This is a genomic window from Streptomyces sp. CB01201 (genome assembly GCF_002803085.1).
GTDB classification, from domain to species: Bacteria; Actinomycetota; Actinomycetes; order Streptomycetales; family Streptomycetaceae; genus Streptomyces; species Streptomyces hundungensis.
This window is the reverse complement of the sequence record NZ_NNBJ01000001.1, coordinates 472,476-490,419: the sequence shown is the minus strand read 5'-3', so window position 1 is coordinate 490,419 and position 17,944 is coordinate 472,476. Positions and strand designations below refer to the sequence as shown.

The following is a 17,944-nucleotide window of genomic DNA, read 5'->3' as shown; positions in this document are numbered from 1 at the left end:
GACCCCCGGCCGGGCGGCACGCCGGGACGCGCCGGAAGGCGTGCGATCATCGACCCTCGCACTGGATCGGGGAGGACCGGATGCTGCTCACCTTGACCGGCGGCGCGGGCGCCGGCAAGACGACCCTGGCCACGGCCCTGGCCGCCGACGCGCCCCGCACGCCCGTAAAGGTCCTGCACGGCGACGACTATTACTTCCGCACTCCCGAGCGCGGTGTATGGACCCCCGACGAAGCGGGCGTCCCGCGTCTGGACGCCGGCGACCCGCGTTCGCTGGACACCGACCGCCTCACCCAGGACACCGACGCCGCCCTGGAGGCCGCGGAGTTCGTCATCGTCGACGGCATGTTCGCGCACCACATAGCCCCACGGGCGCCGCACCTCCGCTTCGACGTGTTCGTCGATCTGCCGGCCGACCTGCGCCTGGCCCGCAAGATCCGGCGCAAGTGCCTGAGCGAAAACTTTCCGCTTGAGGTGCTTCTGCGAAACTACGTGGAGCACCGCCGCGAGGCGCACTACCGACATGTCGAGCCGGCACGTCATTCGTGTGACCTGGTCGTCGATGGGATGTTGGCGCCCCACATTCTGGCCCGCCAGGTGTGGGAGGCCGTCACCAACCAGGGCCTGGCGAAACCCAGTTGGTCCCAGTTGGAATAGACCGGTCGATGACGACAGCGGGGCGCCAACCCTCCTTCGTCCGCCAGTCAGGAGGTCGGGACCCCGAGGCCGTGCACGAGCGCCGACGCGGTGCTCGCGATCACCGCGTTGTCCGCAGGCGCCTCGGCAGCCGCATGGTTGGTGTAGATCGCGATGATCACGGGGTGGCCGGACTTCGGCCACGCCACGGCGATGTCATTGGCGGAGCCGTACGCATCGGTGGTACCGGTCTTGTCACCGACGGTCCAGTCCTTGGGCAGCCCCGCCCGGATCCGCTCGTCCCCCGTGACCGTCCCCCGCAGCCAGGTGTTCAGCGTGTCCCGGTCGGCCGGCACCAGGCCGCACCCCAGGGAGGTCCTGGCGAGGTCACGCCCCATGGCAGCAGGGGCCGTGGTGTCGCGCCGCTCCCCCGGCCGCCAGTCGTTCAGCTCGGGCTCCCAGCGATCCAGGCGCGAGACCGGGTCCCCGAGGGAGCGGTAGTAGCGGGTCATGCCCTGGGGACCACCGATCTGGTGGAGCACCATGTTGCCCGCCGTGTTGTCGCTCCGGGTGATGGCCGCCCGGCACAGCTCCGCGACGGTCATCCCCTTGTCGCCCTGCCCCTTGGTGACCGGCGAGTTGGCGACCTCGTCGCTCGCCTTCCAGTGCACGACCTTGCCGAGGAGCCCCGGCTCGATGTACCGAGCCCTGTCGAGCACGGCCGCACACGCCATCGCCTTGAAGGTGGACAGTGAGGGGAAGCTCTCGTTGCCCCGGTAGCTGACGGTCCGTCCGGTCCCGGTGTCCAGGGCGTACGCGCCGATCCGTACGTCGTGACTCGCTTCCAGCTGCCGCAATGTGTCGGCCACATCATGTGTAGTGGCCGCATCATGTGTGTCGCCCACATGGCGCGGCACCTGAGCGTTCGTGGCACTCACGGTGGTGCGGTTCCGGGCTTCGGCGGCCTCTGCGGTGGAGGCCGTCCCTGTGGTGAGCACCGCGAGGGCGAGCAGCGCGGCGGGCCACTTCGCGGGAGAGCGGTGCAGGGCGGCAAGGCGTGTCGTGTTGTCTCGCATGTCCCCAGCAGAACAGGCCTGCCCCCTGGGCGTCCAAGAGGCGTCCCGGGAACGTGGCCATAGCGAGGTGCCTATGGCACCTGATGAGAGGGGGCGCGGACCACATCGGAACCGATCGCGAACGTGTCTCGCAAGAGGGCCGAACTCGTCATCTCCACAACCGAATTGGCCAATGACCACTCGAATACATCAATGATCCGTTGGATTCACTGACAAGTTGGTGAGGGTTCACCCGGCGGCCTCCTAGAGTCTGGGGTCTCTTCCCGTACGCACACCTACGCACGCGTACGCATACCGGGAGCGGAGCCATGGACTCGTTACGTCATCTCGCCGCCCATCTGGGGCTCGACCTCACCGCCATCTGCCTGCTCACGTTCGCCATCTACTACCCGAGGCACCGGCGCCGCGACCTCGTGCCGGCCTATCTCGCCCTGAACGTGGCCCTGTTCACCATCGTCGCGGCACTCGCCGAGGTGGGTGGCCGTGGCGGCATGGCGCTCGGCTTCGGTCTGTTCGGGGTCCTGTCGATCATCCGGCTGCGCTCCGACGCCGTGCAACACCAGGAGGTCGCGTACTACTTCACCACCTTGGTGCTCGGCCTCATCTGCGGGCTACCCCATCTCCGGTTCGCCCTGGCGGCGGCACTCAGCATCGTTCTGCTCCTGGTCGTGTACGCCGCCGACCACCCGCGTCTCTTCGCCCGCGCCCGCCGCGCGGTCATCACCCTGGACGCCGTGCACACCAACCCCACCGCGCTGCGGGCCGACCTCGCACGGCGCCTCGGCGAGCCGCTGCACTGGACGGTCATGGAGATCGACTTCGTACGCGATCTGATGGTCGTCGACGTCCGCTACCGCGAACCGGTCGGGACCTCCGCGCCCGCACCCACTCATCCACACATCCGCACGCCCACACCCGCGTCCCCGCCCGCGTCCACGTCGGTAGCTACAGGGCACGTCGATGTGCCGCGCCCGGCGGCGCCCGCCCTGGACACCGCATGAGCGCCGAGGCCGTGCGGGCCGTCAAGGAGGCCGCGTGGGGCGCGGACCCGATCTCGCTGGCCGAGCTCAACGAGCGCTCCTCGCTGCTCACCCGCTTCGACCGCAGCTACCTCGTACCCGTATCCGCCTTCCTCCACGTGGTCGGCTCGCTCACGGATTCCGGGCGGCCGAGCGGCCCCTTCCGTGCGCTGGCCATCGGCGGGATCCGCGCCTTCCGCTACCACTCGGTGTACTACGACACCCCCGCACTGCGCTCCTTCCACGACCACCGGCAGGGCAGGCGCCTGCGGTTCAAGGTCCGCGAGCGGGTCTACGAGGACAGCGGGGAGCGGCAGTTCGAGATCAAGCTCAAGGGTGCCCGGGGTGACACCGTCAAACACCGCCTCGCCCTCACCGGCGCGGACACCCCGCTGGGGCCCGCGCAGCGCGTGTTCCTCGCCGACACGCTGCGCCGCGCGTACGCGATCGACGCGCCGGACGCGCTCGGGCCCTCCCTGTCCACCGACTACCTCCGGGCCACGTTCGTGGCGGACGGCCAGCGCGTCACCTGTGACGCGGGGCTGGTGTGTGTCGATCTGGCCGGCGGGCGTGTGGTGCGCGCCGACGCCGGTCTCGTACTCGTCGAGACGAAGTCCGCCGAGCACCTCACGGAGGCGGACCGGCTGCTGCACGCCCATCGGGTGCGGCCCGCGGTGTTCACCAAGTACTGCGGGGCGCTCGCCGTGCTGCGCCCCGCGCTGCCCGCCAACCGGTGGCGCCGGGCCGCACATCGGGCCTTCGGTGCGGTGGCGCACTGACCGATCGCGCGAAGTCGCCCGGCGCCGCGCCGGGCGACTTCGCGCTCTACTGCACACCGCTGGAGCCGCCGTATGGTGGGCCGTCACATATGTCCGGGCGGAGAGGAATTGATGGTGCGCAGGACCAGGAACATCCGACACGGCGCCGCACTCGCGGCCGCGGTGCTGCTGTCCGCCGGCCTGACTCCCGCGGCGTTCGCGGCGGGCGCCCCGTCGGCGCCCGGCCCGGACGCCGCCGCGCTGGGCGCCTTCTGGACCGCGGCCCGTATGACGGCCGCACAGCCCGGTGACACGGGTCCGGGCGACACAGGGCCCGGCGCCACAGGTCAGGACGAATCCACGGGGCCCCGCACCACAGAGCCGACCGTGGACGGCCCACGCCCCGGCGAGGTCATCCCGCCGAGCAAGAGCTTCGACGGCATTCCCCAGGCCGGCACCTTCTTCTGGACGGACGACTCCGGTACGGGGCGTACGTGCAGCGGTTCCGTGGTGCGCGGTCCCGGCCGCAACCTGGTACTCAGCGCCGGGCACTGCCTGAAGGGGTATTCCGGGAACTCCCCCAAGCGCCATCTCGCCTTCGTGCCGCAGTATCACGACGGGCTGACTCCGTTCGGTGTCTTCCCCGTCCAGGACAACGGGGTGTATGTCTCGCAGGAGTACTACGACAAGGGTGAACACGCGGGTGCCGCCTACGACTTCGGGTTCGCGGTCACCGAGGCGAACCAGGACGGACAGCGGCTGGAGGACGCGGTCGGCGGGGTCCAGCTGGTCACCGGCTCGGGGTACGCCCACGCCCCCGTGCGGATGATCGGCTACCCCGGTGGCGCGCAGAAGCCGCTGGAGTGCCTGAGCAAGACCACCAAGTGGCTCAGCGACGACCCGGCCGACCCGGGGACCTTCGAGCGCATCGCCTGTGCCGGGTTCGTGGGTGGCACGAGCGGTGGGCCCATGCTGGTGGCACGGCCGGGCGGCTGGGGCGTGATCGGCGTCATCGGCGGCTACCACACCGGTGGCAACACGCCGCAGGTCTCGTACAGCGCGTACTTCGGATCCGCTGCCCAGGCCCTCTACAAGGCCGCCACCACCGGCGCGCCTCCGGCCGGCCCCGCCTCCTGACCGACGCGTCCCGCCCCGCACCTCCGGCAACAGGCCGTTACTTCAGGAATTGCGCAATCGTGGAACCGTAGCCGTGTTCCGGACGTTCTAACCGGACGACGGAACCGGCACAACCACGGAGGAACAACATGGGCGTGAGTCTCGGCAAGGGCGGCAATGTCTCGCTGAGCAAGGAAGCCCCCGGCCTCGCGGCCGTCACGGTGGGCTTGGGCTGGGACGTGCGGACGACCACCGGCACGGACCACGACCTCGACGCCAGCGCGCTGCTCTGCGACGAGAGCGGCAAGGTGCTCTCCGACAGCCACTTCGTCTTCTACAACAACCTGACCAGCCCGGACGGCTCGGTGCAGCACACCGGCGACAACCTCACCGGTGAGGGCGAGGGCGACGACGAGACCATCAACATCGACCTCTCGGCTGTCCCCGCCCCCGTCGCGAAGATCGTGTTCCCGGTCTCCATCCACGACGCCCAGGCGCGCGGCCAGAACTTCGGCCAGGTGCGCAACGCCTACATCCGTGTGATCAACCAGGCGGGCGGCATCGAGCTGGCCCGCTACGACCTGAGCGAGGACGCCTCGACGGAGACGGCGATGGTCTTCGGAGAGCTCTACCGGCACGGCGCGGAGTGGAAGTTCCGCGCGGTCGGCCAGGGTTACGCCTCCGGGCTCGCCGGTATCGCCTCCGACTACGGAGTCAACGTCTGACGCGGTCGACTCGCTTGCGGGGCCGCTCCAGTGGGGGCGGGCGCGTCGGCGCCTCCGCACGGCCCGGCGGGACGTCGTCGGCGTGACATGACGTGCCACCGGGCCTCTTCCGATGATCACGGTTGTGGCGCGAGCGGGTGAAGGGACAGTAGGCCGACTCGACCGGCTCCCGGATCCCCGCTACGAAGAGGGCGCGGGCATTCCCGCCGTTCCGCTCCCCGGCCTGGAGGCGCCCCGTCGTGCAGTGGTTCTCGTCGTCGGCGTACTGGTTCGGCCGGCTCGTCTTCCAACGCTCCCTCGCCGCCGTCTACCTGGTGGCGTTCCTCACGGCGGCCGTGCAGTTCCGGGCACTCATCGGGGAGCGCGGGATGCTTCCCGTGCCCGCCTTCGTGCGGCGCGTACCGTTTCGCAGTGCGCCCAGCCTGTTCCAACTCCGTTACTCGGACCGCCTGTTCGCCCTGTGTGCCTGGTCGGGCGCGGCGCTGGCGGGAGCCGTGGCGGCCGGGGCGGCCGATGCCGTGCCGCTGGCGGCGGCGATGGCGTGCTGGGCGGTGCTGTGGGCGCTGTATGTGTCCATCGTCAACGTCGGCCAGACCTGGTACGGCTTCGGCTGGGAGTCGCTGCTTCTGGAGGCCGGCTTCCTCGCCGTCTTCCTGGGGAACGACGACATCGCCCCACCCGTGATCCTGATGTGGCTGCTGCGGTGGGTGTTGTTCCGGGTGGAGTTCGGCGCCGGGCTCATCAAGCTGCGCGGCGATCCGTGCTGGCGCGATCTGACGTGCCTGTACTACCACCACGAGACCCAGCCGATGCCCGGCCCGCTCAGCTGGTTCTTCCACCATCTGCCGAAGCCCCTGCACCGGGTGGAGGTGGCGGCCAACCACTTCGTCCAACTCGTCGTACCCGTGGCCCTGTTCACTCCGCAGCCGGTGGCGAGCATCGCCGCCTGCGTGATCATCTGCACTCAGCTGTGGCTGGTCCTGTCCGGGAACTTCGCCTGGCTGAACTGGCTGACCATCGTCCTCGCCGCCTCCGCCCTCGACGGCTCCCCCGTCGCGGCCACGCCCTCCCTTCCCCGCCCGCCCCTCTGGTACGAGATCGTCGCCGCAGTGGTGGCCGGCCTCGTCCTTGCGCTCAGTTATCGCCCCGCCCGCAATCTCCTTTCGCACCGGCAGCGGATGAACACGACGTACGAGCCGCTCCATCTGGTCAATTCTTACGGGGCCTTCGGGAGCATCACACGCATCCGGCACGAGGTCGTCATCGAGGGGACGGCGGACGAGGCGGTGACGGACCGGACCATCTGGCGGGAGTACGAATTCCATGGGAAGCCGGGCGATGTACGACGGCTGCCGCGCCAGTTCGCCCCGTACCACCTGCGGCTCGACTGGCTGCTCTGGTTCCTGGCGCTCTCGCCGTCGTACGGCTCCTCGTGGTTCGGCGCATTCGTGGAGCGCCTTCTGGTCAACGACCCCGATACGGTGCGCCTGTTGCGGCACAATCCCTTTCCCGAGACGCCGCCGGTGTTCATCCGTGCCCGGGTGTGGCGCTATCGCTTCACGACGTGGCAGGAGCTGCGCAGGACCGGAGCGTGGTGGCACCGCGAGGCACCCCGCGCATTCCTGCCCCCGACCACCCTGCGCTGACCCGTTCCACGGGGTCGGCACGGTGGCCGGGAACGGCCGGGGCCGGGGACGGCCGGGGCCGGGGACGGCCGGGGGGGGGCCGGGGTGGGTCAGTGGACGGTCTGGTCGCCGTCGGGTACGTCCTGGACGGTCACGAGGGGGCGCGGCAGACCGAGGCCGTCGGCCACCGCCCGGGCGATGCCTGCGCTGTCCTGGCCGGTGGGGACCGGCACCGGATCCGTGTCGCCGTAGCTCTCGATCGCCTTGGTGAAGTAGCTCGGATGCCAGGCACCGACCGCGCCCTTGACCTCGATGGCACTCACCTGCCGGCCGCCCACCCCGGCCTTGAGGGCGGGCAGTATCTCGTCGGAGCGCAGTTCGCCGGGCACCTGGAAGAGGCTGGCGTGTGCGCCCACCAGGCCACCGCCGCTCAGGCGGACCGTGATGGTGAGGCAGCTGGTCACGCTCGGGTAGGTGAGTACTCCGCCCGGCGCGACCTCCTTCACCTGTCCCTCGGAGACGCTCGCTTCGAGCGGGGTGTCGCCCCGGTGTGCGACACCCTCGGCCCCCGCTCCGGCCCCGGCCGCCATGGTCTGAACATCCTTCGCCGTCCCGGGTGTTCTCGCCTGAGCCGCAGAACCGACCCCGATCTGTAGGGCGAGCAGCACCACGGCAGCACTGGCGCCGACGGCCCGTCGTGCCGTCGGCCGTGCGACGGCACGGGTGGGAGTGGGACGGGAAGCAGGGGCGGTCGGTCGGGACTGCGGGCGGAACACGGCAACTCCTGGTGAATCGAGCGGGACCGGCGGCACGGGGGTGTGCGCCCGACCCATGGTCGGCCGACCACTGTACGCAGCGCACACGTGGCCGGACCCCATGCGATGCGGTTCACACCCTCGCGCTCACTCCTTTCACGCCTATCCCTTCATGCATGCCGCTTCGCACTCACCCCTTCGCACTCAGCTCTTCGCAGTCACCCCTTCCGACTCGGGCCTTCGACTCAGCCCTTCCGACTCAGCCCTCGCGACGCACCCCCCTGCATCGGCTCACCGACTCATCGGCTCGATCATCGCGGCCAGTACCGAGTGCAGGTCCTCCCCCGGCGCCGGGCGCAGAGCCCGTGCGAGCCGGTCCGCGCGGTAGTGCCAGCGGTGGTCGAGGTCGCGGTGCACCTCGTCCTCGAACGTGACGGTGCTGCCACTGCCGAGCAGCGTCACCAGTTCGGCGGTCAGGTCGGACCAGGCCACGTGCCCGCTCACCGCGTTGGCAACGCCGTGCACGGGTGCGTCCAGGCAGGAGACCACCGCACGGGCCAGAGCCGCCGCGTGCACCCAGGGCGCCCCGTACCAGTCGTGTCCCCCCGCACCGGCGGCCGGCAGGCCGATGGGGTGGCCGGCGAGGGCCGCCTGGTACAGCAACCCCGTGGCGCCCCAGCGTAGTTGGTCGCGGAGCCGGTCGTGCGCGCCCCACACGATGGGTGAGCGCACGGCGCTCGCGCCGCCCCGCCCCCCGGTGCCCGCGGCGCTCAGCAGGAGCCGCTCGCAGTCCAGCTTGGCCTGGCCGTACGAGCTCAGCGGCGCCTGCGCGGAGGACTCCTCGGCCACCTGGGCGGCCTGGGGCCGGCCATAGGCGTCCACGCTGCTCACGAAGACGAAGGGGCCCCCGCGCCAGGCCGCGACCATGGCCTCCATCGCGGCCACGTCCACTTCGGGGCGGGTGAAGGTGCACGCGGCGTGGATCACGGCGTCCGCGCCTTCGACGGCGGCGCGCAGCCCGTCCAGGTCGGTGAGATCGCCCTCGATCACCTCGACGCCTTCCCCGCCGACCAGATGCGCGGACTCGGGCCGGGCCAGCGCGAGCACCGGCCGTCCCTGGGCGGCCAGTTCGCGCAGCACGAACGCACCGACGCCCCCCGTGCCGCCGGTCACCAGGACCGTGCCCTCGCGCACCCGGCGCGGTCGCGCGGAGGCGGCGGCCGATGCCGTCGCGGACGCCGCGACCGCCGAGGCCCGTTCCGCCGCGCGCGCGTCGAGCAGTTCCGCGATGGCCCTCGGCGTGCGGGTCTGCATGATGTCGAGGCCGACCAGGGGCAGTGTCAGCGCCGACCGCAGACGCTCGGCGAGCTGGACGGCGGCCAGCGAGTGGCCACCGAGCGCGAAGAAGTCCTCTTCCGGGCCCGGCCGTTGGCCGAGCAGGCCCGTGAGCGCCTCCGTCACCGCGTCCAGGTGTGGGCTCCTGGGCGCCGCAGGGATCGGGGCCGAGGGCAGCTTCGCGGCGTCCACGGATCCGTCCGCCGTGCGCGGCATGGCATCCAGCAAGGTGACTGCTGCGGGTACGAGTTCGCGCCCGAGGACGCCCCGCAGATGGGTGCGGAGCTGGACGGGCGAGGGTCCTCCGGTGCGCCGCAGTACGGCGTAGGCGAGCAGGGGGCCGCCCGCCGGGTCCGGCACGTGGGCCTCGGCCACCTCGGGGTGGGCCAGCAGTCGCACCTCGGCGGGGTGCCTTCCGTCGGTCACCGGCTCGGCCGGGTTGCCCGGCAGGGCGGACAGCGGGAGTTCGGGGTCGGCCGCCACGGCGGTGAGCAGTTCGGCGAAGGATTCGGCGAGGGCCCGGCCCGTCTCCTCGTCCAGCGCGGCCCGGCCGTACTGGACCAGGCTCGCCGGGGCATCGGTGTCGAACAGGCCGAAGGTCAGGTCGAACTTGGCCTCTCCCACGGTCACTTCGACCGCTCGCGCCTCAAGTCCCGGCAGTGGCAAGGCGGTTGGCTCGCCCATGACGTCCGAGGTGACCCGGACGAGCCCGGTGCCGTCGTCGCCCCGGGCCGCCGAGCCGAGCCGCTCCAGGATCAGGTCGAACGGCACCTCCCGGTGCTGCTGGGCCGCGAGCAGCGCGTCGCGCACGCGCTCGACGACGGTGGCGAAGCCGGGATCGCCCGACAGGTCGACGCGTACCGGGAGGGTGTTGACGCACAGGCCCACCAGGCCGCGCATCGCCGGGCCTTCGCGGTGGGTGGCGGCGCAGCCGATGACGAGGTCCGCCTCACCGGTGAGGCGGTGCAGCGCGGCGAACGCGGCGGCCAGGCCCACGGTGAACACCGTGGCCCGGCGCTGCCGGCCGAGTTCGCGCAGGGCGGGCAGTACGTTCTCGCCGAGCGCGGCGGTGCGGGTCGCGGCCGGGTGTTCGGACACATCGGCGGGGAGTACGGCCGGCCGGGGCAGGCGCGGCGCGGTGGCGCCGTCGAGACTCCGCATCCAGTGGGCGAGGCCGTCTTCCAGACGTGCCGCGTCGGTGTGCTCGCGGCGTGCGAAGTCCGCGTACTGCGGCGGCTCGGGCAGTGCGGGCGGGCGACCGTCCACAGCCGCCGCGTACAGGGCCGCGAGCTCTTCGGCGACGGTCTCCAACGAGCCGCCGTCGATCGCTATGTGATGGAACGTCAGCAATACGGTGTGGTCCCGCGGGCCGTGGCGCAGCACGAGGGCGCGCGGGACGGTGCCCTCGGCGAGGTCGAAGGGGCGGCGGGCCTCCTCGGTCAGGAGCCGGGCGCCGTCGTCCGGGGCGTCGACCACGGGGACCGCGATGGCTGCGGGGGCGGGCAGCGGCTCCTGGTAGGGCTCGTCGCCGTCGCGGCCGTAGCGGGTGCGCAGGATCTCGTGGCGGCGCACCAGCTCGGTGAGTGCCGTGCTCAGGGCGTCCGGATCGAAGGGCCCGGTGAGCCGGGTCGCGAAGGGCACGCTGTACTGGGCGCTGCTCTGGCCGAGCCGTTCCATCAGCCACATGCGGCGCTGGGCATGGGTGAGCGGGGCGGGTCCGGTGGCACGTTCCCGGGCCGGCGCCGGTGTGGCCGGACGTGCGGCGGCGCGGGCTCGGGCCCGGCGCAGCAGCTCCTGTTGGAGGTCGGCGGGGGTGTCAGTGGCGGCCATCGGTGTCCTCGGGCGCGTCGGGGTGCAGATCGGTGTGGGCGGCGAGCAGGGCGCGCTCGACCAGGTCGGCGTGGCCGGCGACCGTGGGGGCGGTGAAGAAGTCGGCGAGCGACAGTTCCACGCCGAGGTCCTCGCGCAGGTCCTCGGCCACGACGAGGGCGAGCAGGGAGTGTCCGCCGAGTTCGAGGAAGTCGGCGTCGGGCCGGGTCACTTCGCAGCCGAGCGAACGTGCCCACACTTCGGCGACGGCCTGCTGGAGCGGGGTGAGCGGTTGGGCGGCGCCGATGGTGTCGACGGCGGTGGCGAGATCGCCGAGGGACCTGCGGTCGACCTTGCCGGAGGTGGTGAGCGGCAGCCGTTCGACGAAGGTCAGCTCGTCCGGGACCAGGTGTGCGGGCAGGAGGGCGGTGAGGCGGGCGAGGAGTGCCTCCGAGTGCGGCACCGGTCCGGGGCCGGCCACCACGAAGGCGGCGAGGCGGGCGTCGTCGGGGGTGGGGCGGCGTACGGTGACGGCCGCGTCGTCCACCTCCGGCTGTTCGCGCAGCGCGTGCTCGATCTCGCCGGGTTCGATGCGGAAGCCGCGCACCTTGACCTGGTCGTCGGTACGCCCGTGGTAGTCGAGGATGCCGTCGGGGCGGGCCGAGACGAGGTCACCGGTGCGGTAGAGGCGGCCGAGTGCGGGGTGGTCGACGAAGCGCTCGGCGGTCAACTCGGGCCGCTTGGTGTATCCGTGGGCAAGGCGGCTGCCGCCGATCCAGAGTTCGCCGCGTGCGCCGTCGTCGACGGGCAGGTCCGCCGCGCCGAGGATGTGGGCGGTGGCGCCGGCCACCGGGCGGCCGATGGGTACGGGCCCGTCGCAGTCGGCGTCGGTGACGCGGTGGGCGGTGGCGAAGGTGGTGGTCTCGGTCGGGCCGTAGCCGTTGACGAGCTCGACCCAGGGGAAGGCGCGCAGCACGGCGCGGGCGTGCTGGGCGGCCATCGCCTCGCCGCCGACGACCACGGTGCGCAGGACGGAGAAGAGGCGCGAGCGGCGGGCCGCGAGCTGGTGGAAGAGGGCGGTGGTGAAGAACGCGACGGTGACGCCGTGCCGCTCCACGTCCTTGGCGAGATCCTCGAAGGAGGGACGCTCGGTGGTGCAGACCACGACGGCGGCGCCGTTGGCGAGGGCCGACCACACCTCGAAGGTGGAGCCGTCGAACGTCGCCGGGGAGTGCAGCAGGACCCGGTCGCGTGCGGTGACGGTGACGTAGTCCGGGGCGGTGACGAGTTCGGCGATGGCCCCGTGCGGGATCGCGACGCCCTTGGGGCGGCCGGTGGAGCCGGAGGTGAACATGACGAACGCGACGGCGTCGGGGCCGGGCCCTTCGCCGGGTGCCTCCCGGTCGGGCAGCCGCTCGTCGCCGGGCAGGGCGAGGACGGTTCCGGCCGGGGCGGCGGCCTCCAGGAGCTTGCTGTCGCCGACGGTGAGCGTGGCACCGGAGTCTTCGAGCATGGCGGCGGTGCGGGGGGCGGGGTGCGCCGGGTCGAGCGGCACGACGGCGGCGCCGGCCCACCACACGGCGAGCTGGGCGACGACGGTGTCGGCCGAGCGGGGCATGAGGAGCGCCACCGAGTCTCCGGTGCGTACGCCCTGCTCGTGCAGGTGGGTGGCGAGACGGCGGGCGCGCGAGACCAGCTGTGCGTACGTGAGGGTGGTGTCGCCGTCCGCCACGGCGAGGGCGTCCGGGGTGTGTTCGGCGTGCCGCGCCACCAGGGCGGGCAGGCCGGTCTGTGCCACGGTCACGGTCGTTTCCTTCCGGTCGTCGGGGTCGATGGGGGGCCGCGGGGCGGTCACGTCAGGTCCCCGGGGTGCGCGCGAGGGTGCGGCGCTTGTCGAGGACGGCCGCGATCGCGCGCAGGTCGGGCTGGCGCAGCAACTCCGGCGCTCGCAGGCGTACTTGGGTTTCGCGCTCCAGGGCTTCGAGGAGCCGGGCCGCGAGGATGGAGGTGCCTCCGGCGTCGGTGAAGTTGTCGTCCAGGGTGATCCCGGGGCGGCCGAGCAGGTCACGGACGGTGGCGAGGACGAGGAGTTCGTCGGCGCCGGCGCCCTCGGGCAGCTCCGCCTCGGCCACCGGGGCGGGCGGCTCCTCGGCCTGCTTGCGCAGGGCGGCCCGGTCCACCTTGCCGTTGGCGTCCAGCGGGAAGGCGTCCACGAGCCGTACGGTCGAGGGCACCGCCTGCTCGGGAAGCCAGGCCCGTACGGCGGTGAGGAGTTCGTCGACGGCGGGGGCGGCTCCCGGGGCGGCGAGCACATGGGCGACGAGCCGGGCGCGGCCCTCGGTGTCGCGGGGGGCGGTGACCACGGCACTGCGGACGTGCTCGTGCTGCTCGAACGCGGCCTCGACCTCGGCCGGTTCGATCCGCACGCCGCTGATCTTGACCTGGTCGTCGAGGCGGCCGAGGAATTCGAGGCGGCCGTCCGCGAGCATCCGGACCCGGTCGCCGGTGCGGTACATGCGGTCCAGGTCCGGCAGTTGGGCCGGCGGAGCGGTGAAGCGCCGGGCGGTCAGCTCCGGGTCGAGGTAGCCGAACGCCAAGCAGGCGCCGCCGATGCGCAGTTCGCCGTCCTCGCCGCGCGCGAGGACGGTGCCGTCCTCGTCGGTGACGGCGACGGTCGCACCCGCGATCGGCACGCCGATGGGCGGTGCGGCGTCGGCGGTGACGTCGGGGTCGGTGGCACGCATGGCGTGGGTGGTGGTGACGACGGTCGCCTCGGCGGGGCCGTAGGCGTTGTGCACGGCGGCGGTGACATCGGGGCCGGGGCGCCGGCGCATCCGGTCGCCGCCGACCATGAGGTGACGGAGTTTCAGGTCCTGGGGCCAGGGCCGGTCCAGGAGCGGTTCGACCATGGGGGTGGCCGCGACGCCGACGGTGACCTCGGCGTCCCGCCACCAGTCGGTGAGCGCGGCCGGGTCCCAGCGGACCTCGTCGGGGGCGGGTACGAGGGCCGCGCCACAGGTCAGTCCGCCCCACAGCTCAAGGAGGTGGGGGTCGAAGGCGACACCGATGAGCAGCGACTGCCGGTCGCCCGGGGCGAGCCCGGTCTCCGCGCGGTACCAGTCCAGGAGCGAGGCGAGCGCGGGCTCGCCGACGGCGACCGCCTTGGGGCGGCCGGTGGATCCGGAGGTGAGGACGGCGTACAGGGCTTCGGGAGGGGCGGTGCGAGCACCCGGTGCGACCGTACCGAAGGCGGCCACGACAGCGGCGGAGGCGTTGACGCCGTCGGTGGGCAGCGGCAACTCCAGCTGCTCGGAACGGCCTTGATGCTCGGTCAGGTTGTCCGGGTCGGCTATGAGGCATACGACGCCGATGTCCTCGGCGACGGCGCTGATGCGGCGCTCTCCGGGGCGCGGGCCGAGCGGCAGGTAGACCGCGCCGATCCGGGCCAGGGCGACGGCGGTGACCACCAGGGCGGCCGAGCGGTCCAGGCAGACTCCGACGAGGTCGCCGGGCCGGACCCGGCCGGCCAGCGTCTTCGCGACGGCGTCCGCCGCCTCGTCCAGCTCGGCGTAGCTCCAGCGGTGCTCGCCGTCGATGACCGCGGGGGCCTGCGGCGTGTTGCGTACCCAGTCCTCGTAGCGCGCGAGCACACCCGCGGCGGCCGGCCCGGACAGGGGCGCGCCGCGCAGGATGCTCAGGCCGGCGTCGGAGTCGGCGGGGGCGGTGGGCTGACGGTCCGTCAATTGATGGGTCATCACGACTCCTTCGGCGTGGCGAGGGCGGGGGTGGCGGTCGCGCCGAGGGCGCGGGCCTGGTCGGCGAGGACCGGGTGCTGGAAGAGCAGGCGCAGCGAGGGGCGCTCGCCCAGGCGGGGCTCAAGCCAGGCCGCCAACTGCGCGGCGAGCAGGGAGTGTCCGCCGATGTGGAAGAAGTGCGAGCTCTCCTCGAAGCGGTCGTGTCCGAGCACCTCGCGCCAGCCCTCCGCGAGCAGCGCGACGGCCGGGTCCCGCGAGAGCGCGGGGTCCGCCATGGGCGGCGCCTCCTCGATCGGGGCGGCCGGGGCCTGTTCGGCGGCCAGGCGGGCGAGGGCCACCCGGTTGGGCTTGCCTCCGGCGAGCGTGGGCATGGCGTCCAGGAGTACCCAGCGGGCGGGCACCAGGGCTGTGGGGAGGCGGTTGGCGAGCTCGGTGTGCAGGGCCTGCTCGTCCCACTCCGCGGCCTCGTCGGCGCGCTCGCGGAAGGCGACCAGACGGGGCCCGCCGGCGGCGTCCTTGTCGAGCACGACGGCGCAGGAGCGGCCGCCGAGCGCCGCGGAGGCGGCGGCCTCGACCTCTTCGAGTTCGATGCGGTAGCCGCGCAGCTTGATCTGGTTGTCGCGGCGGCCGAGGAAGCGCAGCAGGCCGTCCTGGCCGCGGTAGCCGAGGTCGCCGGTGAGGTAGACGCGCTCGCCGCCGAGCGCCTCGACGGTGACGAAGCGGGCCGCGGTGGCCTCGGGGTTGCCGACGTACCCTTCGGCCAACCCGGCGCCCGCGATGGCGAGTTCACCGACGGCGCCGGTGGGCAGCGGGCGCAGGCCGGCGTCCAGGACGTGGACGCGCTCGCCGGGCAGTTCGCCGCCGAGCGGAATCTCCGCGCCTTCGACGAGGCTGTCCCGGGTGATCTCGTGGACGGTGGAGCTGATGGCCGCCTCGGTCACTCCGTACACGTTGAGCACCGAGAACGGGGTCCCGGTTTCCGTTTCGGTGGCGGCGAAGAAGGCGCGCAGCACGTCCGCGGGGATGCGCTCGCCGCCCAGGACGACGAGGCGCGGCGTCCAGCGCTCCTCCTTCAGGACCGGCAGCAGGTCGTCGCGGGTGGCGAGGAAGTAGCTGGTGGGCAGGTTGGCCACGGTGACCCGGGCGGACGCGAGGAGCTGGGCGAGTTCGCCGCCCGTCGGCACGTCCTGTTCGGGTACGACGAGGCAGGCGCCCGCGTACAGCGAGGGCAGCACCTCTTCGAGGGCCACGTCGAAGGAGGGCTGGGCGAACAGGAGCACCCGGTCCCCGGCCCCGAGTCCGAACCGCTCGGCGGCGCCGGTCAGGTGGTTGACCAGGGCGTCGCGTCCGACGGCCACCGGCTTGGGTATGCCGGTCGAGCCGGAGGTGTGGATGATGTACGCCGTGTTCGGCACGGTGTCCGCCGGGCGTGCGGCCGGCAGCGTGGGTGCGTCGAGGTGGGCGCTCGGCAGGCCCTCGGGGACGCGGACCGGGCTGTTCCCGGTGGTGAGGACGAGCGCGGGGGCGAGCCGCTCCAGGAGCAGCTCCAGGCGGGCGGCGGGGTCGGACGGCGACAGCGGGCAGTAGACCGCGCCGGTGCGCAGACAGGCCAGCAGGGTCACCACGGAGTCGACTCCGCGCGGCAGCACCGCGGCGATGGGCTGCCCGGCCGTCACACCGGCGGCCCGCATCCGCGTGGCGAGCGAGGTGACCCGGGCGTCCAGGTCGCCGTAGGTGAGCCGGCGGGCGCCGATGAGGAGGGCCGGCAGCGACGGGTCCTGGCCGGCGGCCGGGTCGAGCGCGTCGCGGTCGGCCGGCACGACGGGCGCGGGCTCCGGTTCCGGGAAGGTGGTGGGGAGCGCCAGGTCGCCGAGGGCGGTGGCGGGCGCGTCGAGGTAGGCGCGCAGCAGGTCGAGGAAGCGGTCGGCGAGGAGCCGCGCGACCTGCTCGCCGAACAGGTCGGCGTCATAGTCCCAGACGAGGGTCATGCCCGCCGTGCCGTGCCGCAGGCTCACCCCGCGCCGGTCGTCGGGGAGCAGCACCACATCCAGGTCGAAGCGGGTGGTGCCGGTGTTGAACCCCTCGAACAGGGTGACTTCGAGGCCCGGCACGTCCAGTTCGGGAAGCGGTGCGTCATGGGCGCTGAACATGACGCTGAACAGCGGGTTGTCGGCGCCCGATGTGTGCAGCCCGAGCGACCGGGTCAATTCCTGCACCGGCACTTCCTGGTGCGGGAGCGCGCGGATGAGAGTGTCGGTAACCTCGTCCATGGCGTCTTCCGCCGGCGCGGAGGCATCCAGGTCGAGGCGGAGCGGAATGGTGTTGACGAACATACCGACGGCGTCCTCGAAGCCGCGCGGCCGGTTGCCCACGGCGGTGCCCACCACCATCTGGCTGCGTCCGCTGTGGCGGCGCAACATCTCGGCGAAGAGGCCGAGCAGGGTGGCGAACGGGGTCAGTCCGCGTTCGCGGGTGTGGGCGCGCAGCCGCTCCGCGAGGTCGGCGCCGATCGACTGGCGCAGCTGGCCGCCGTGGTGGCGGCGCCGGGCGCCGGGCCGGGTCAGGCCGGGCAGCGGCATGTCGTACGAGGCGTCGCGCAGCGTGTCGGTCCAGTACGCCAGGCTGGCGCTCAGCTCCTCGGACCGTACGTCCTCGGCGCGGGCGCGCACATGGTCGGCGTACGAGCTGGGGGTGCCCAACTCGATCTCCTCGCCCAGCACTTGGGCCCGGTAGACGCTGAAGACATCGCGCAGGAGGATCGCGAAGGAGTGGCCGTCGTGGATCAGGTGGTGTTCCACGTGGATGAGCCGGTGCTGGTCGTCGGCGAGCTTGACGAGGGTCCAGCGGATCAGCGGCGCCTCGAAGGTGTCGAGCGGGGTCTCCGCCTCGCCGCGCAGCAGTTTCTCGAAGGCGGCCTCGGGGTCGGCCTCCCAGGAGATGTCCACGGTGCGCAGCCGCGGCAGGCACACCTCGGCCACCCGCTGGCCCGGCATCGCGCCGGGTACGGCGACGAGTTCGAGCCGCAGCCCGGTGTGCCGGGCGAGCGTGGCGGTCAGTCCGCTGCGCAGCGCGTCGACGTCGAGGGTGCCCCACAGGTCGAGCGAGGCGGTGAAGTTGTAGGCGCGGCTGCCGGGCTGCACTTGTTCGTGCAGCCAGACGATCTCCTGCGAGGAGGAGAGGGGGAGCATGGGCGATCCCTTGGGTTGTCGGGTCGGATGGTGCGGAACGCGGTTGTGCGACCGCACGGCGGGGCGCCGGCCGGTCGCGGATCGCGCGGCACGGACGGATGCGGAGGGTTCGGGGGACGCGGCCGTCCGTGGGCGATCGCGTGCGGCG

General features: G+C 72.7%; 12 protein-coding genes. 6 read left to right on the top strand and 6 right to left on the bottom strand.

The window, feature by feature from the left end:
- The first annotated feature begins 80 nt into the window (after window positions 1–80).
- Window positions 81–656, top strand: a complete 576-nt coding sequence (locus CG740_RS02220) for a uridine kinase family protein (RefSeq protein ID WP_100573142.1) — start codon at window positions 81–83, stop codon at window positions 654–656.
- 47 nt (window positions 657–703) lie between these two features.
- On the opposite strand, the gene bla is transcribed toward CG740_RS02220, so the two are convergent.
- On the bottom strand, window positions 704–1,711 hold the full coding sequence (gene bla, locus CG740_RS02215; protein ID WP_100573141.1) for a class A beta-lactamase: 1,008 nt from the start codon (window positions 1,709–1,711) through the stop codon (window positions 704–706).
- A gap of 308 nt (window positions 1,712–2,019) precedes the next feature.
- On the opposite strand from bla, the gene CG740_RS02210 reads away from it, so the two are divergent.
- The 5 genes from CG740_RS02210 to CG740_RS02190 all read left to right on the top strand — a co-directional run bounded on the left by CG740_RS02210 (window position 2,020) and on the right by CG740_RS02190 (window position 6,975).
- Window positions 2,020–2,712, top strand: a complete 693-nt coding sequence (locus CG740_RS02210) for a DUF4956 domain-containing protein (protein ID WP_100573140.1) — start codon at window positions 2,020–2,022, stop codon at window positions 2,710–2,712.
- Entirely contained in the window at window positions 2,709–3,509 is an 801-nt protein-coding gene (locus tag CG740_RS02205) for a polyphosphate polymerase domain-containing protein (RefSeq protein ID WP_100573139.1), read from the top strand. Before CG740_RS02210 ends, CG740_RS02205 begins: the two co-directional genes overlap by 4 nt.
- 111 nt (window positions 3,510–3,620) lie before the next feature.
- A complete protein-coding gene (locus CG740_RS02200) occupies window positions 3,621–4,625 on the top strand; it encodes a trypsin-like serine peptidase (RefSeq protein ID WP_100573138.1) in 1,005 nt (334 codons plus the stop codon).
- A 128-nt stretch (window positions 4,626–4,753) separates the two neighbouring features.
- Window positions 4,754–5,329, top strand: coding sequence for a TerD family protein (locus tag CG740_RS02195; RefSeq protein WP_100573137.1), 576 nt, complete (start codon window positions 4,754–4,756; stop codon window positions 5,327–5,329).
- 239 nt (window positions 5,330–5,568) lie between these two features.
- A complete protein-coding gene (locus tag CG740_RS02190; protein WP_100573136.1) occupies window positions 5,569–6,975 on the top strand; it encodes a lipase maturation factor family protein in 1,407 nt (468 codons plus the stop codon).
- Window positions 6,976–7,064: 89 nt separating this feature from the next.
- Here CG740_RS02190 and CG740_RS02185 read toward each other — a convergent pair whose 3' ends face one another.
- From CG740_RS02185 to CG740_RS02165, 5 genes are all read right to left on the bottom strand, one after another.
- Complete coding sequence (locus CG740_RS02185) at window positions 7,065–7,544, bottom strand: hypothetical protein (protein ID WP_234376000.1); 480 nt, start codon at window positions 7,542–7,544, stop codon at window positions 7,065–7,067.
- A 456-nt stretch (window positions 7,545–8,000) separates the two neighbouring features.
- Window positions 8,001–10,874, bottom strand: coding sequence for a condensation domain-containing protein (locus tag CG740_RS02180; protein ID WP_100573134.1), 2,874 nt, complete (start codon window positions 10,872–10,874; stop codon window positions 8,001–8,003).
- Window positions 10,861–12,657, bottom strand: coding sequence for a non-ribosomal peptide synthetase (locus tag CG740_RS02175; RefSeq protein WP_234375999.1), 1,797 nt, complete (start codon window positions 12,655–12,657; stop codon window positions 10,861–10,863). The genes CG740_RS02180 and CG740_RS02175 overlap by 14 nt, the downstream gene beginning before the upstream one ends.
- 52 nt (window positions 12,658–12,709) lie before the next feature.
- Window positions 12,710–14,608 carry a non-ribosomal peptide synthetase gene (locus CG740_RS02170; protein ID WP_100573132.1) on the bottom strand — a complete coding sequence of 633 codons (1,899 nt, stop codon included), beginning with the start codon at window positions 14,606–14,608 and terminating at the stop codon, window positions 12,710–12,712.
- On the bottom strand, window positions 14,608–17,796 hold the full coding sequence (locus tag CG740_RS02165; protein WP_100573131.1) for a non-ribosomal peptide synthetase: 3,189 nt from the start codon (window positions 17,794–17,796) through the stop codon (window positions 14,608–14,610). Before CG740_RS02165 ends, CG740_RS02170 begins: the two co-directional genes overlap by 1 nt.
- Window positions 17,797–17,944: the final 148 nt, after the last annotated feature.